Source organism: Halomonas sp. ABH4_019, assembly GCF_056159885.1.
Map to the genome: position 1 here is coordinate 576,574 of NZ_JBSWWC010000001.1, position 16,485 is coordinate 593,058.

The 16,485-nt window shown below is 70.2% G+C and carries 11 protein-coding genes; 6 read left to right on the forward strand and 5 right to left on the reverse strand.

Annotated elements, in window-relative coordinates:
• Positions 1-159 precede the first annotated feature (159 nt).
• The 6 genes from ACXAFN_RS02630 to ACXAFN_RS02655 all read left to right on the forward strand — a co-directional run bounded on the left by ACXAFN_RS02630 (position 160) and on the right by ACXAFN_RS02655 (position 10,009).
• Entirely contained in the window at positions 160-1,506 is a 1,347-nt protein-coding gene (locus ACXAFN_RS02630) for a UDP-glucose dehydrogenase family protein (protein WP_474985934.1), read from the forward strand.
• A 9-nt stretch (positions 1,507-1,515) separates the two neighbouring features.
• Entirely contained in the window at positions 1,516-3,471 is a 1,956-nt protein-coding gene (locus ACXAFN_RS02635; RefSeq protein WP_474985935.1) for a glycosyltransferase, read from the forward strand.
• On the forward strand, positions 3,468-5,072 hold the full coding sequence (locus ACXAFN_RS02640) for a PilZ domain-containing protein (RefSeq protein WP_474985936.1): 1,605 nt from the start codon (positions 3,468-3,470) through the stop codon (positions 5,070-5,072). Before ACXAFN_RS02635 ends, ACXAFN_RS02640 begins: the two co-directional genes overlap by 4 nt.
• Positions 5,073-5,137: 65 nt before the next feature.
• Positions 5,138-6,025 carry a polysaccharide lyase gene (locus tag ACXAFN_RS02645; protein WP_474985938.1) on the forward strand — a complete coding sequence of 296 codons (888 nt, stop codon included), beginning with the start codon at positions 5,138-5,140 and terminating at the stop codon, positions 6,023-6,025.
• A gap of 28 nt (positions 6,026-6,053) precedes the next feature.
• A complete protein-coding gene (locus ACXAFN_RS02650; protein WP_474985940.1) occupies positions 6,054-7,301 on the forward strand; it encodes an alginate lyase family protein in 1,248 nt (415 codons plus the stop codon).
• A 47-nt stretch (positions 7,302-7,348) separates the two neighbouring features.
• Complete coding sequence (locus ACXAFN_RS02655; protein ID WP_474985942.1) at positions 7,349-10,009, forward strand: tetratricopeptide repeat protein; 2,661 nt, start codon at positions 7,349-7,351, stop codon at positions 10,007-10,009.
• Between the two features lie 101 nt (positions 10,010-10,110).
• On the opposite strand, the gene ACXAFN_RS02660 is transcribed toward ACXAFN_RS02655, so the two are convergent.
• The 5 genes from ACXAFN_RS02660 to hflX form a co-directional block, all read right to left on the reverse strand.
• Positions 10,111-11,406 carry an adenylosuccinate synthase gene (locus ACXAFN_RS02660; RefSeq protein ID WP_474985943.1) on the reverse strand — a complete coding sequence of 432 codons (1,296 nt, stop codon included), beginning with the start codon at positions 11,404-11,406 and terminating at the stop codon, positions 10,111-10,113.
• A gap of 69 nt (positions 11,407-11,475) precedes the next feature.
• Complete coding sequence (locus ACXAFN_RS02665; protein ID WP_474985945.1) at positions 11,476-12,672, reverse strand: ATP phosphoribosyltransferase regulatory subunit; 1,197 nt, start codon at positions 12,670-12,672, stop codon at positions 11,476-11,478.
• 225 nt (positions 12,673-12,897) lie between these two features.
• On the reverse strand, positions 12,898-13,791 hold the full coding sequence (gene hflC, locus ACXAFN_RS02670; RefSeq protein WP_474985947.1) for a protease modulator HflC: 894 nt from the start codon (positions 13,789-13,791) through the stop codon (positions 12,898-12,900).
• Between the two features lie 2 nt (positions 13,792-13,793).
• Entirely contained in the window at positions 13,794-15,017 is a 1,224-nt protein-coding gene (gene hflK, locus ACXAFN_RS02675; protein ID WP_474985949.1) for an FtsH protease activity modulator HflK, read from the reverse strand.
• A gap of 148 nt (positions 15,018-15,165) precedes the next feature.
• Positions 15,166-16,482 carry a ribosome rescue GTPase HflX gene (gene hflX / locus ACXAFN_RS02680; RefSeq protein ID WP_474985951.1) on the reverse strand — a complete coding sequence of 439 codons (1,317 nt, stop codon included), beginning with the start codon at positions 16,480-16,482 and terminating at the stop codon, positions 15,166-15,168.
• Positions 16,483-16,485 lie beyond the last annotated feature (3 nt).

Consider the following 16,485-nt stretch of genomic DNA (forward strand, 5'->3'; position numbering starts at 1 on the left):
CTGGCTCGGCACCGCGATAAGTCGCTGATAAAAAACACCGTTCTTTAATTGGTGCGATTCTTGCTCCTCCCCTGTGCATTCCCGCGTTCGCTGGAGACCCTCGCCCTGAGGGCCGGGTCTCGGCGTGCGCTTTCGCGCATGACCAGGAGCAAAACGCCCATGAAGATCACCATCTTCGGTTCCGGATACGTAGGACTCGTCACTGGTGCCTGCCTCGCCGAGGTCGGCCACGAGGTGATGTGTGTCGATGTGGACGACGCCAAGGTGGCGCAGCTGCGCCAGGGCGACATCCCGATCTATGAACCGGGCCTCGAGACGCTGATCCATCAGAACCTGGAGGCGGGCCGGCTGCACTTCACCGCCGATGCCCGGGCCGCGGTCGAGTTCGGCCTGCTCCAGTTCATCGCCGTCGGCACCCCCTCCGACGAGGACGGCAGCGCCGACCTGCGCCACGTGCTCACGGTGGCCGAGACCATCGCCCGCCACATGACCGAGTACCGGATCATCGTCGACAAGTCGACGGTCCCGGTGGGCACCGCCAGCAAGGTGGCCCGCACCGTCGCGGACACCTTGGCGGCCCGCGGCACCGACATCGACTTCGACGTCTGCTCCAACCCCGAGTTTCTCAAGGAAGGGGCCGCCATCGAGGACTTCTCCCGGGGCGCCCGTATCGTGGTGGGCACCGACTCGGAGCACGTGCGCCAGGTGATGCGCGAGTGCTACGCCCCCTACAGCCGCCAGCGCGACAAGCTGATGTTCATGGGCGTGCGCAGCGCCGAGCTGACCAAATACGCGGCCAACGCCATGCTGGCCACCAAGATCAGCTTCATCAACGAGATCGCCAACCTGGCCGAACGCCTGGGCGCCGACGTCGAAGAGGTACGCCACGGCATCGGCTCGGACCCGCGCATCGGCTATCACTTCATCTATCCGGGCTGCGGCTACGGCGGGTCCTGCTTCCCCAAGGACGTCAAGGCGCTGGCCCACACCGCCGAAGCGGCCGGCTACCCCGCCGAGATGATCCAAGCCGTCGAACGGGTCAACGCCCGCCAGAAGACCCGGCTGTTCGAGATGCTCTGCCAGGCCTTCAACGGCGATCTGGCCGGCAAGACCATCGCCCTGTGGGGGCTGGCCTTCAAGCCCAACACCGACGACATGCGCGAGGCCCCCAGCCGCGCCCTGATGGAGGCCCTGTGGGCGGCCGGCGCCCGGGTTCAGGCCCATGACCCGGAAGCCGCCGATGAGTGCCGTCGCCTCTACGGCGAGCGCGACGACCTGGTGCTGACCGAGCAGCGCGACGCGGCCCTGGAGGGTGCCCATGCGCTGGTGATCTGCACCGAGTGGAAGGCCTTTCGCACCGTGGACTTCGAAGCGCTGCGCGAGCGGCTGCTCGAGCCGGTCGTCGTCGACGGCCGCAACCTCTTCTCGCCGCTCGACGCCGAGCGGGCCGGGCTGACCTACTACGCCATCGGGCGGGGAGCCTCCGTGCGTCCCGTCGTGGCCTGAGGACACGCCATGTCGAAGCTTCCCGACCATACCTCCGTCGCCAGCAAGACGACCGAGCTCACCGCTCTACTGCTGCTGCTGACCCTGCTGGTGGTGCTGCTCAGCGAACTGCCCTCCGAGGTCTTCTCGCCGGCCTCGAAGAGCTTCTTCTTCGCCATCGGCGCCATCGGCGCCTGGCGCTACTCCTGGTGGTTCGTCCAGGCCGTGCGCTCGGTGTGGTACAACCGGCGCGTCTTCCCGCGCCTGCGCGCCGCCGCGGACGCCGCCGGCGACGCCGCCCGGCCCAGCGAGCTGTACGTGCTGTGCACCTCGTTTCGCATCGATGCCGACGTCAGCTATCGGGTCTACGAGGCCCTGGTGCGCGAGGCGCGGGACTATGGCGTGCCGACGACGATCTTCGCCTCGCTGTCCGACCGCACCGACGTCGACATCATCACCCACGTGCTGGACGACCTCGGCTGGCCGGCCAACGTCGAGCTGCGCTACATGTTCCAGAAGGGCGACGGCAAGCGCTCGGCCATGGCCGAGGTGCTGCGCGCCATCTCGCGCCGCGCCCCGGCCCCGGATGCCCTGCTGGTCTCGATGGACGGCGACATCCTGCTCGAGCCGGGCACCCTGTCGCGCTCGCTGTCATTCTTCCACACCCATCCGGACCTGGGGGCGCTGACCACCAACAACAGCGCCATCGTCACCGGCGGCGACGCCACCAAGGAGTGGTACGACCTGCGCTACGCCCAGCGTCACCTGGTGATGAGCTCGCTGTCGGTATCGCGGCGCCTGCTGGTGCTGACCGGGCGCTACAGCGCCTTCCGCCTCGACCTGGCGACCCAGCCCAGTTTCATCGAGCTGGTGGAAAACGACCAGGTGGCCCACTGGCGCTTCGGCCAGTTCAAGTTCCTCTCGGGGGACGACAAGTCGACCTGGTACTGGCTGCTCAAGAATGGCTGGCAGATGCTCTACCTGCCGGACGTCTTCGTCTCCGGGTTCGAGGAGCTGCCGGACCGGCGCCGCTTCTTCAAGTCGACCACCGACCTGATGCGCCGCTGGTACGGCAACATGCTGCGCACCAGCGGCCGGGCGATCGCCCTGGGGCCGCGCCCGATGGGCATGTTCACCTGGTGGAGCCTGGTCGACCAGCGGCTGTCCATGTGGACGACCCTGATCGGCCCCATGGTGGCGATCCTGGTGACGCTGTTCGTGCGCCCCTCGTTCCTGTTCGCCTATCTGCTGTGGATCCTGTTCACGCGCAGCATCTCGACGCTGATCCTGGCCTGGCAGCGTGGCCGCTTCAGCCTGCTGTGGATCCCGCTGATCTACTACAACCAGGTCTTCGGGGCCCTGCTCAAGACCTATGTCAGCTTTCGCTTCAACCGCCAGAAATGGTCGCGCCAGGGCATCTCCGCCGGCGAGCCGGACAATCCGAGCGCCGTGGCCCGGCAGCGGCGCATGGGCCATGTGCTGCATGGTTTCTTCGTCGCCGCGATGCTCTATGCGCTGTTGCTGGCCACCGGCGTGGTGCAGCCCCCGGATCGCACCGCCATGGCCATCCTGCGCGGGCCCGACGCCGGCGAGAACGAGGCCACGGCCAACCGCTGGCTGGCCATGGCCCTGGCCGATGGCGCCGCCGGCGAGACCGTGCGCCTGCCTCCCGAGAGGCTGCGCCTGGACGCCGGCCTGATCGAACAGCTGAACAGCCATGAGCGACTGCGCAGCGAGCGCCTGGCCGGCGCGTCCGGCGAACACACCACCACGCTGGACATCGGCCCCACCCTGGCCCGCCACCTCCGCGATGCCGAGGGGCAGCGCCTCGACACCGGGCGCCCTGAGCCCTGCCAGGCCCCGGCGGGCTGCACCCTGGCGCTCGACGACCGAACCCTGACCCTGGTCGATCTGACCATCCGCGTACAGCCTGGCCGATCCCAAGGGCACAGGCCTCAGGCGATCTCTCCAGGAGACACATCATGAGCGACTATTTCGCCGACACCCCCGACCGCCGGGAACCCACGCTGAGCGACCGGCAAGACGCCGACACCCGAGCGCACGGCCGCGACGAACGGCCCAACCCGACTGCCGAGGCGAGCGGCCGCCCGGACGAACGGCGCCACTGGCAGCCCAAGCCCTCGGCCACCGGCATCGCCCACGAGCGGCGCGACGAGCGGCGCTACATCCGCGTGGCCCGGGACTTCCGGGTGCAGATGGAGGACGGCCACGTCTTCGACGGCGTGGACCTCTCCCAGGGAGGCTTCGCGTTTCACAGCCCGCGGCCGATCCGCCAGGGGGCCAGGATCAAGGCCTCGCTGCTGATCCTGGCCGGCGGCGCCGAACTGATCATTCCCGTGGCCGCCGAGTGCCGCCACTCCACGGCCACGGAGCACGGTTACACGGCCGGCTTCGAGATCACCGACATCGCCCCCGGCCACCTGGAGCTGCTGCGTCGCGTGGTTCGTGCCAGCCTCAGCGGTCGCGAGATGGACGTCGAAGGGATGATGGCCGGCGAAGACCCGCAGACGCCCCGCAAGCGTGGCGATGCGGGGGCGGGCCAGGGCGCCCAACGCCCGCCCCGGCCGCTGGGCCGTTACGTGGTGCTGTTCATGGCCCTCGGCCTGCTGGCCGTGGTGGCCGCCGCCACGGCCTATCGCAACTTCATGCTGATCGAGCCGAACTTCGCCGCGGTGACCGCGCCGCGCATCGACATCCGCGCCCCTGGACCGGGCATCCTCCAGGCTCACGATCTCCAGGCCGGCGACCGGGTGACCCGCGACAAGCGGCTGACCAGCGTCAAGAACGTCGACCTGGAATCGGACCTGATCCTGGCCCAGGCGGCCCAGCGCTACAACAGCCAGCTGATCACCAACCTGGAAGAAAACCTCGACGCCGGCACCGGCCAGGTCAGCCTGGCCAACTCGGCGCGCCCCGCCAACGGCGAATCGGTGAGCTTCGAGACCGTGTCGCCGGAGATCGCCCGGGCGCGCATCGACCAGTTCGAGACCGCCCGGGACTTCCAGAACTCGCGCATCACCGCGCTGGAGGCCCGGCAGTCGCAGAACGCCATCCACAGCCCCTGCGACTGCCTGGTGGCCTGGGCGCTGAGCAGCTCCGACGGCACCTACATCAACGAGAGCGAGCGCATCATGACGCTCATCCGTACCGGCGAGAACGACATCATGGTCGAGGCCCTGGTGCACATGGACGACATCGACCGCATCGATCCCGACCAGCAGGCCTACATCTCGCTGCCCCACGCCTCGGGGCCGATCAGCGCCCGGGTGCGCAGCGTGGCACTGGACATCGAGCGCCAGCCGCGCGCCGGCTTCCCCAGCTGGGTGCGTCAGCAGCAGAACGTGGCCAGCGTGCTGCTGGTCCCGGAGCGCCCGCTGCCCGCCGACAGCGTCGGCACGCCGGTCGACGTGCGCTTCACCGAGACCCCGCTGGTCGGCGCCACCGCCGAGTGGGTCTGGCAAGGGGCCCGCGCCGTCGGTCAGCTGTTCGGCGGCCTGGTCGAGCGCGTCACCGGCGCGGACAACGACGAATCGCCCCTCGCCGACCAGCAACGCCAGGCGAGCTGACCCCGATCGCCCCTTCCCAAGGACATCCCGGCCGCCCGAGCGGCGGCCTCCGACAGGAGCCCGATATGTCAGTCGACGACGTCATCTCCCGCAAGCGCCCCCTGGCCCTGCTGCTGGCCCTGCTGCCCGGCCTGTCCGCCCCGGCCATGGCCCAGGACGGCGACGATTCGCCCCTCGCGATTCCCGGCGAGGCGGCCTGTTCGACCCGCTACCCGGTGGTCGCCGCCCCGACCCCCGATGGCCAGGCCGAGGACGCCCAGGACGCCGTCCGCGACGGCTTCGGCACCCGGCGAGACTGGGGCACCGAGGACAACGTCGAGCTGTTGGCCGCCGGCGAGACCGGCCTCGACGAGCCCGGCCTGCGGGTCCACTACCCCGCCGGCACCTCCTCGCCCGGCGATGCCGAGGAGGGCGGCGCCGGCTTCTACGCCGCCCCCGAGGCCCTGGCCGGCGCCGAGCGCGCCTGCCTGCAATACCGGGTGCGCTTCGCCCCGGGCTTCGACTTCGTCAAGGGCGGCAAGCTGCCCGGGCTGTACGGCGGTGAGGCCCCCAGCGGCGGCGAGGAGGCCGACGGCGAGAACGGCTTCTCGATGCGCTACATGTGGCGCGCCGACGGCCAGGGCGAACTCTACGAGTACGCCGTCGACCAGGACGAGGACTACGGCAAGTCGGTGGGCCGCGGCGCCTGGACCTTCCCCACCGGCCAGTGGGTGACCCTGGAGCAGGAAATCATCCTCAACGACCCGGGCCGGGACAACGGCCTGGCCCGCGTGTGGGTGGACGGGCGCCCGATCCTCGAGCAGCGCGGCATCGTCTATCGCACCAGCGAGGCGGTCACCATCGACGGCCTGATGTTCTCCACCTTCTTCGGCGGCAGCGGCGAGGAGTGGCGCACGCCCCGCGACCAGCACGCCGATTTCGCCGGTTTCCGCCTGCATGCCCCCCGCTCCTGAGCCCATCCCACGAGGAGAGCCGATGCCCATGTCCCGTCTCGATCGCGCCCTTACGCCCCGCCGGCTGCTTGCCGGCCTGTCCCTGGCCCTGTGCGGGCTGGGGGCGGGCGGCCTGACCGCGGCCCAGGCCATGACCCTCGAGGAGCGCGCCGAGCTCGACCTCTCGGCCTATGAAGTGACGGCCCCCGATGCCTCCTACTTCGACGTCGAGGCCCGCATGGCGATGCTCGAGGACACCGACAACCCCATCCTGCTGCAGGAGATCGACCGGCTGTCGACCGGGACCAGCTGCGCGCAGCTGATGGCCTACGAGCCGATCGACACCCGCATGCGGATTCCCGGCTACTACCCCAGTCCCGAGGAGTGGGAGCTGGCCTCGGAGCCGCTGTTCCGCTTCGAGGACAACGTCTCGCTGCTGGCGGGCGGCTACGTGGCCACCGGCGACGACTACTACGCCGAGTGCCTGGTGCGCTTTCTCGACAAGTGGGCCCGGGACGAGGCGCTGACCAACTTCTACTACGACTCCATGGAGCCCCAGGCCTGGTTCGCCACCGAATCGATGATCTTCGCCGCCGCCATGGCCTACTCGGTGGTCCGCCCCGGGCTCGACGGCCAGCAGGAAGAGCGTCAGCGCATCGAGGCCTGGCTCAACGGCCTGGCCCACCAGCACGCCGACATCCCGGGCCAGCCGGGCAACAGCTGCTGCAACAACCACTTCTACCGCCGCGCCCTCTACGCCAGCATGGTCGGCGTGCTGACCGAGGACGACGAGCTGTTCCGCTTCGGCGTCAGCGCCATCTACTCCGCCCTGCACGACCTCACCGAGGAGGGCGCCCTGCCCATGGAGGTGGCACGCGGCCGCCGCGCCACCCACTACCAGAACTATGCCCTGCTCTACCTGATCACCAACATGCAGGTCATCTCGCGCCAGGGCTACGACATCTTCGACCTGGAGGTCAACGGCCACCGCATCCACGAAGCCGTCGACTTCGCCCTGGATATCTTCGAGGACCCCGCGGCCCTGGGCGACATGGCGCCCCTCGAGCAGTACACCGGGTTTCTCAAGGACAACCAGTACTTCTCGTGGATGGAGATCTACCAGAAGCGCCATCCCGATCCGCGGATCGCCGATTTCATTCGCCAGATGCGCCCCACCTACAACCGCAGCGCCGGCGGCTACATGACGCTCTACTTCATGGACCCCGGCGCCCAGCAGAACATCGTCATGGATGAGAAGCAGCGGGAGGACGCCGCGTTCAAGGGGCTGAGCGAGTAGTGATCGCTCCCCCGACGTTCATCCATTACCCGAGGCCAACCGACATCATGTCCCAGATACCACGCATTCCCCGTTCCATCGGCCGGCCGTCACCGCTGACGCTGGCCGTCTCCGCCACCCTGGTGGCCTGGCTCGGCGGCTGCGCCACGACCCCGCAGCCGGATGCCCACGTCGCCAGCCCCGTGCCGACGCAGTACGAGGACTGGCTCGACGGCGGCCAGCCCCGCAACCTGCAATGGATGCACAAGAACACCGTGGACGAGGCCGATCAATTGCTGGAGGCGGGCAAGCCACGCGAGGCCATCGCCGAGCTCGAATCGCTGATGCAGCAGGGCCTGCCCCAGGGCTACTACGAGATGGGCAAGGTCTTCGACCAGGGCAAGGGCATCGAGCCCGAACCGGAGCGGGCGGCCCGTCTCTATGGCGAGGCCATCAAGACGCCCTCCTACATCCTCGGCCACGCCTCCCTGAACCTGGCCGAGCTGTACCGCGAGGGCCGCGGCGTCGAGCGCAACGACGTGCTCGCCTACTACCTGCTGCAGCAGGCCATCGACGAGGAGGTCGGGGACCGGGCCGAGGCCGCCCTCGCCGGCCTGCTGGCCGAGGGCGGCCAGGGCGTCAACGCCGACCCGGAACTGGCCGCCTCGCTGTATCGGCGGGCCGCCGAGGCGGGCAACGAGGATGCCCTGGTCGCCCTGGCCGAGGCCCACGCCCCCGGCGGCTGGCTCACCGAGGACCGGGGGCTCGCCAGCCAGTATGCCCAGCGCTATGCCACGCGGCTGGAACAGCGGGCCGGCGACGGCGACGTCAATGCCATGACCCGCCTCGCCGCCCTGTACGGCGAGGACGGGCTGCTGGCCGACCAGCCCCAGCGGCGCATGCAGTGGCTGACCCGGGCCGCCGAGGCCGGCGAGCCCGGCGCCCTGAGCCAGACCGGTCGCGCCCTGCTGGAGGGCAACGACCCGCGGCGCGGCCTGGCGATGCTCGAGCGGGCCGCCGAGGATGGCGACGTCGCCGCGATGGAGGCCCTCGGCGAGGCCCTGCTGGAGGGCGGCGACGGCGTGGCTCAGCGTCCCGACCGGGCGCAGCACTGGCTGAGCGCCGCCATCGCCCAGGGCTCGGTCAACGCCACCGTCACCCTGGGCCAGGCCCTGCTCGACGGCGAGGGACTCCCCGCCCACCCGCGGCGCGGCATCGAGCTGCTCGAACAGGCCGCCGGCCAGGCCGACGGCCTGGCCCTGGCGCTGCTCGGCGCCTACTACCTCGACGACGAGACCCGAGCCAGCCAGCCGCTCATCGCCCGGGACTACCTGGAGCGCGGCCACGAACTCGGCCATCCCTACGCCACCCAGCAGCTGGGGCGGATGTACCTCGAAGGCCGCGGCGTGGCCGCCGACGGCACGCGCGCCGAGGCGCTGCTGACCGAGGCCGCGGAGCAGGGCCAGACCGCCGCCCTGCGCCTGCTGGGCGAGGCCTACCTGGAAGGCGAGGTGCTGCCCTACCATCCGTCCCGGGCCGAGGAGCTGCTGACCCGGGCCATCGAGGCCGGCGACGCCGGTGCCAAGACCGCCCTCGGCGCCGGCTATCTCGACGGCACCCTCAAGCAGCGCCGGCCGTCCCGCGGCGTGGCGCTGCTGGAGGAGGCCGCCCGGGACGGCGACGCCTACGCGATGGTGGTGTTGGGCCGCGCCTACCGCAAGGGCGAGGGCATTCCCCGCGACCTCACCCAGGCCAGGCAGTGGCTGACCCGCGCCCGGGACGCCGGCCACCCGTCGGCCGAGGAAGCCTTGGCACAGCTGCGCTACGACCAGGGCGAGGCCGGCAACATCGAGGCGCTGGTGCAGGCCGCCGAAGACGGCCACCCGGGCTCCATGGCGAGCCTCGGCGAGGCCTTCCTCGACGGACGCGGCGTGGGCCAGGACCTGCGCCAGGCACGGATCTGGCTGGAACGCGCCGCCGACATGGGCCATCCCGGTGCCGCCGCCGACCTGGGGCGCATGTACCTCGAGGGCCATGGCGTCGCCCGCGATGCGACCAAGGGCGCACACTACCTGCAGCGCGCCGTGGCCGGCGGTCATGCCGGCGCCCGCGCCGACCTGGGCGAGCTGCTGCTGACCGGCCGGGGGCTTGCCGCCGACCCCGAGCGCGGCCAGCGCCTGCTCGAGCAGGCCGCCGCCAACGGCCATGGCGGGGCACGGCTGACCCTGGCCGAGGCGCTGCTCGAGGGCGAGCACGTCGCCCAGGACGCCCAGCGCGGTCGCCAACTGCTGAGCGACGCCGCCGAGGCCGGCGACCTCTCGGCCCGCACCCTGCTCGGCACCGCGCTGCTGCGCGGCGACCACGGCATCGCCACCGACACCGAGAAGGGGCGTCGCCTGCTCGAGCAGGCCGCCGACCAGGGCCACGCCGGCGCCCAGGCGACCCTGGGCCGGGAACTGCTGCGCGGCGATACCCTCGAGCCGAATCGCCGCCAGGGCGCCGACTACCTGCTGGCGGCCGCACGCCAGGGCCACGAGACCGCGCGCCTGGCGCTGGCCAAGGCCTATCTCACCGCCAACGGGCTCGAGAACGCCAACCGCGAGCAGGCCCTGCTGTGGCTCGACGAGGTCATGGAGGGTGACGGCGAGATGGCCGCCCAGACGCTCCACGACCTGCTCTCCGACGAGGACGCCATGGACGCCCTGCAGACGGCCACGGCCCAGCGCTGACCCGGGCCCACAACGCGACGGGCCCACAACGCGACGGGCCGGCAGTCTCCTGCCGGCCCGTCGTCGTTCCGGGGAGGCTTGTCGCCTACCCCGCGAGGCGCTTACTCACCGAAGGGATTGCGCAGCACGATGGTCTCGTTGCGGTCCGGGCCGGTGGAGATGATGTCGATGGAAGTGCCCACCTGCTCCTCGAGGAAGCTGATGTAGGCGCGGGCATTGGTCGGCAGCTGGTCGACCTCGCGCACGCCGATGGTGGACTCGGTCCAGCCGGGCAGGTCCTGGTAGACCGGCTCGATGGCCTCGTAACCCTCGGAGTCCACCGGGGTGTCGAGCACCTCGCCGTCCTTGCTGCGATAGCCGATGCAGACGCGGATGTTCTCCAGGCCGTCGAGCACGTCGAGCTTGGTCAGGCAGATGCCGGACACCGAGTTGATCTGCACCGCGTGGCGCAGCGCCACCGCATCGAACCAGCCGCAGCGCCGCGCGCGGCCGGTGGTGGCGCCGAACTCGTGGCCCTTCTCGGCCAGGTGGCGGCCGTGCTCGTCGAACAGCTCGGTGGGGAACGGGCCGGAGCCGACGCGGGTGGTGTAGGCCTTGGTGATGCCCAGCACGTAGTCGAGGTACAGCGGCCCCACCCCGGAACCGGTGGCGGTGCCGCCGGCGGTGGTGTTGGAGCTGGTGACGAACGGGTAGGTGCCGTGGTCGATGTCCAGCAGCGAGCCCTGGGCGCCCTCGAAGAGGATATTGTCGCCGGCCTTGCGCACGTCATGGACCAGGGACACGGTATCGCAGACCATGGCGCGCAGCTCGTCGGCCATGCGCATGGCGTCGTCGAGCACCTGCTGGAAGTCCACCGGCTCCTCGCCGTGGTACTTGGTCAGCACGAAGTTGTGGTAGTCCAGCACTTCGCCGAGCTTGGAGGCGAAGCGCTCGCGATGCAGCATGTCGCCCAGGCGCAGGCCGCGGCGCGCCACCTTGTCCTCGTAGGCCGGGCCGATGCCGCGGCCGGTGGTGCCGATCTTGGCCACGCCGCGGGCCTTCTCGCGGGCCTGGTCGAGGCGCACGTGATAGGGCAGGATCAGCGGGCAGGCCGGCGACAGGCGCAGGCGCTCGCGCACCGGCACGCCCTTGGCCTCCAGCTCGCGGATCTCCTCGATCAGCGCCTCCGGCGACAGCACCACGCCGTTGCCGATCACGCAGGTCTTGTCGTCGCGCAGGATGCCGGAGGGGATCAGGTGCAGGACGGTCTTCTCGCCGTCGATGACCAGGGTATGGCCGGCGTTGTGCCCGCCCTGGAAGCGCACCACCGCGCCCGCGGACTCGGTGAGCAGGTCCACCACCTTGCCCTTGCCTTCGTCACCCCACTGGGTGCCCAGTACGACTACGTTCTTGCCCATAGTGCTCTCGTCTCTCGTTGCTGCGCCGCCGGTCTCGGGGGCGGTGCCGGTATCGTGTCTGCCTGTGCGTCAGGCCTGATCGCTGGACGGCGCCGACGGCGCCACTTGCCAGCCGCCGTCGGCCTGCACCAGGCGTCGATGGCAGCGGTGTTGCTCCGGACCGGTGCGCTGCCCCGGCAGCGCCTGCACGACCCGCTCGCCCTGCTCGCGCAGGACATTAATGGCCTCGGCCAGGCCGTCGCCCTCCGCCGGCGCCCAGATGCCGTCGTGGCGCGGCGCGCTGGGCACCAGGGAGGCCAGCAGCTTGAGCTCCAGGGAGAAGCCGGTGGCCGGCCGGGCGCGGCCGAAGGCGCGACCGGTATCGTCATAGCGGCCGCCCTTGGCCAGGGCCTGGCCATAGCCGGGCACGTAGGCGGCGAACATCATCCCGGTGTGGTACTGGTAGCCGCGCAGCTCGGCCAGGTCGAAGTAGAGCTCGGCCTCGGGGTGTTCGGCGACCACGCCGGCATGCAGGGCGCGCAGCTGGTCCAGCGCCGCGCCCACCGCCTGGGGCGCCTCGGCGAAGGCCTCGCGGGCCTGGTCGAGCACCTCGGGACCGCCGTGCAGTTCACCCAGGGCGCACAGCATCGCCGCCAGCGCCGGGTCGGCCACGCTGGCCTCGACCCGGGCGGCCAGCTCACCCGGCGACTTGAGCTCGAGGGCCTCGAACACCGCCTTCTCCTGCTCGGGCGACAGCTCCGCCGCCTCCACCAGGCTACGGTAGATGCCGATATGGCCCAGCGCCAGGTGGACCTCGCCGGCGCCGGCGACCCTCAGGCTGGTCAGCGCCAGGCGCAGGATCTCCAGGTCGGCCTCCAGGCCGGCATGGCCGAACAGCTCGAGGCCGACCTGCACCGGGCTGCGGCCGCCCTGATGCTGGTCGGCCTTGGCGCGCAGCACGGTGGTGCAGTAGCACAGCCGCACCGGGCCCTGGCGCTTCAGGGAGTGGGCATCCATGCGCGCGACCTGGGGGGTGACATCGGCGCTGACCCCCATCATCCGGCCGGTCATCTGGTCGGTGAGCTTGAAGGTCTGCAGATCCAGCTCGGTCCCGGTGCCGGTAAGCAGCGAGTCCAGGAATTCCACGGGGGGCGGCATCACCTGGTCGTAGCCCCAGCGATGATAGAGATCGAGCAACGCCCGGCGCAGCTCCTCCATGCGACTGGCCTGAGGCGGCAGTACCTCGTCCATGCCGTCGGGCAGCAGCCAGCGGTCAGCGATGGTCATGTCGTTCTTCCTGCAAGACGGTGATTGGCCTTCGGCAAGCCTCGCGGCATGGTGGAACATCCGCCGGGCGGGGTGCCGGAGGGGGTTACCGGGCAAGTGGTGAAGCCACGAAAGCCCCGTGGTGAGGCCACAAAAAAACCGGGCCACGCCCGGTTACAGGAGTCTACCACGTTTGCCCGCGGGATGAACCCCGAACGGGGCGGCGAGGCCGCCCCGTGGGCCGGGCTAGCCGCCGGATCCGTCGGGCTGGGCATTGGGGCTCTTGAGGTACTGGAAGAAGTCGCTGGACGGGTCCAGCACCAGCATGTTGCCGTCGCCCTGGAAGCTGTTGCGATAGGCATCCAGGCTGCGCCAGAAGGAGAAGAACTCCTCGTCCTTGCCGTAGGCCTCCGAGAAGATGGCCGCGGCCTCGGCGTCGCCCTCGCCGCGCAGCGTCTCGGCGCGCTCGTTGGCCTGGGCCAGCAGCACCCGGCGCCGACGATCGGCGTTGGCGCGGACGCGCTCGGACTCTTCCTGCCCCTGGGCGCGCCACTCGCGGGCCTCGCGTTCGCGCTCGGAGCGCATCCGCTCGTACACCGCCGAGGAGACGTCCTCGGGCAGGTCGATGCGCTTGACGCGGATATCGAGGATCGCCACCCCGAGCTCGTCCCGCAGGCGCTCGTCGAGATCCTCGGTGGGCCCGGTCATCAGCTCGTCGCGCTGCTCGGAGATGATCTGCTGCAGGTTCAGGCGACCGAACTCGTTACGCAGGCTCTCGTCGACCCGCGGCTGGATCAGCCGCACGGCCTGCATCTCGTCGCCGGCCGTTGCCTCGTAGTAGCGGGTGGGATTGATCACCTGCCACTTGACGTAGGAGTCGACGATCACCGCCTTCTGCTCCAGGGTCAGGTAGCGGCTGGGGTCGGTGTCCAGCGTCAGCACCCGGGTATCGAACTTGCGGATGGTCTGGGTGATCGGGATCTTGGCATGCAGGCCCGGCTGGATGTTCTCCTCGACCACCTCGCCGAAGCGCAGCTTCACCGCCCGCTCGGTCTCGTCGACCACGTAGAGGCTGTTGCTGGCGAGCCAGGCCACGGCGGCCAGGCCGCCGACGATGAGCAGGGATCGGTTGTTGATCATGATTAACGGCCCTCCCTGCGGATTCCGTTGCTGCTGGAGTTGCTGCCGCTGTCATTCTCGGACTGGGAGGCCCTCAGGCGCTCGAGCAACCGGGGGTCCAGCGACGAGGCGTCGTCGCCCTGGCTGGCGGCGGCCCCGGTGGTGCCTTGGCTGAGGCGGTCCATCGGCAGCACCATCAGCGGCGCTTCGCTATTGACGTCGACCATCACCTTGGCGGTCTCGCCGTAGACCTCGGACAGGGCGTCGAGATAGAGGCGTTCGCGCATGATCGCCGGGGCGTCCTGGTACTGACTCAGCAGCGCGTTGAAGCGGTTGGCCTGACCCCGCGCCTCGGCCACCACCGATTCGCGATAGCCCTGGCCCTGCTCGACGATGCGCTGGGCCTCGCCCTGGGCGGCCGGGATCACGGCGTTGGCGTAGGCCAGCGCCTGGTTGATGGTGCGCTGGCGATCCTCGCGGGCGCGGATGACGTCGTCGAAGGCGTCCTGCACCGCGTCGGGCGGCGAGGTGGACTCGACGTTGAGCGTCTGCAGGCGGATGCCGGTGCCGTAGCTGTCCAGGTAGGACTGCAGGCGGCTGGCCACCGCGGTGCCGAGGATCTCGCGGCCGGAGGTCAGGATGTCGATCATGTCGGTGCCGCCCACCACGTGGCGCAGCGCGGAGTCCAGGGCGTTCTCCAGCGACAGCTCGGGGTCGCGCACATTGAGCACGTAGCCGCGCGGATCGGCGACCTGGTACTGGGCCGAGATCTCGACGGAGACGATGTTCTCGTCCTGGGTCAGCATCGACTGGGTCTGGGTCACCGAGCGTACCCGGGTGACGTTGACCATGCGCACGTCATCGATCAGCGGCGGATTCCACTGCAGGCCCGGCGTGACCACTTCCTGGAACTTGCCGAAGCGCAGCACCACGCCGCGTTCGGACTGGTCGACCAGGTAGAAGCCGGAGGCGGCCCAGATGGCCAGCGCCACGATCAGCAACAGGCCCGGCAGGGTGAAGGCGTTGCGCGGCTTGCCGCTGCCACTGCCGCCACCACCGCTTCCGCCGCGCTTGCCGCGACCGCCCAGCATGCTGTTCAGCTTGTCCTGAAACTTCTTCAGGGCCTCGTCGAGGTCGGGCGGCCCCTGGTTACCGCCACCGCGGTTGCCGCCACCATTACCGCCACGGCGCCCGCCCCCGCTCCAGGGGTCGTGCTGGTTGCCGCCACCGGGCTCATTCCAGGCCATACGTCGTCTCCACTCTACGTTGCATTCCGTCGCGCTTCCGCGCGCCGGGCATCGGTTGCGATCCTTGTGGTGCCGGTCCTCCTCGGGCCACCGGCACCCGAAGGCGACTGCTTTGTTCTCCGCGACTCACTGCTCGCCCGCCGGCGACTCACTGCTCCCACAGGGGGCGATCCTGCAGGGCCTCCGGCAGATAGTCGTCGGCACGCTCACCGAGGCGCGCCATCAGCTGCAGGAAGTCGCGCCGCGGCAGGCGCACCTCCAGCAGGGTACGGCCCATGTCGTCGAAACGCTCCTCGCGCACCGCCCCCAGGTCGTGCAGGCCGGCCCGCAGCTTGCCCTGCCGCGGGTCCAGGGTGATGTCGAAGTCGATGATGTCGTCGGCCAGGCACTCGGAGAGGGCCTGCTCGAACAGCTCCAGCCCCTTGCCGTCCCGTGCCGACAGCCACACCGTCTCGGGGCGGCCATCCGCGCCACGCTCGATGCGCGGGGCGCTGTCGAGCAGGTCGATCTTGTTCATCACCTTGAGCGTCGGCACCTCCAGGGCGCCGATCTCGTCCAGCACGCCTTCCACCTGGTTCACGTTCAGCTCGCGATCCGGGTCGGCCGCGTCGATCACGTGGACCAGCAGGCTGGCCTCGGCGGCCTCCTGCAGGGTGGCCTGGAAGGCCTCCACCAGCTTGTGCGGCAGGTGGCGGATGAAGCCGACGGTATCGGCCAGCACCACCGGCCCCACGTCCTCGACCTCGAGACGCCTGAGCGTCGGGTCGAGAGTAGCGAACAGTTGGTCGGCCGCATAGACCCGCGAGGCGGTCAGGGTGTTGAACAGCGTCGACTTGCCGGCGTTGGTATAGCCGACCAGCGAGACGCTGGGGATCTCGGCCCGTGACCGCGCCCGGCGGTTCTGGCTGCGCTGGCTGCGCACCTTGTCGAGGCGCTTGTGGATCGCCTTGATGCGCCCCCGCAGCAACCGGCGGTCGGTCTCGAGCTGGGTCTCACCCGGGCCGCGCAGGCCGATGCCGCCCTTCTGGCGCTCCAGGTGGGTCCAGCCGCGCACCAGCCGGGTCGACATGTACTCGAGCTGGGCCAGCTCGACCTGTAGCTTGCCCTCGTGGGTCCGCGCCCGCTGGGCGAAGATATCGAGGATCAGGCCGGTACGGTCGAGCACGCGACACTTGAGCGACTGCTCGAGGTTGCGCTCCTGGGAAGGGCTCAGGGCATGGTTGAAGATCACCAGCTCGGCCTTGTGGACGTGCAGGGCGTCACGCAGTTCCTCGACCTTGCCCGAGCCGATGAAGGCGCGGGGGTCGGGGCGGTTGCGCGACCCGGTCAGCAGGGTGGCCGGCTCCGCACCGGCCGAGCGCACCAGCTCGAGGAACTCGCCGGCGTCTTCGCGCTCCTGTTCGTCCTGAAAGTCCACATGGACGAGAACCGCCGTCTCACCGGCGTCGGGACGTTCGAAAAACAATCA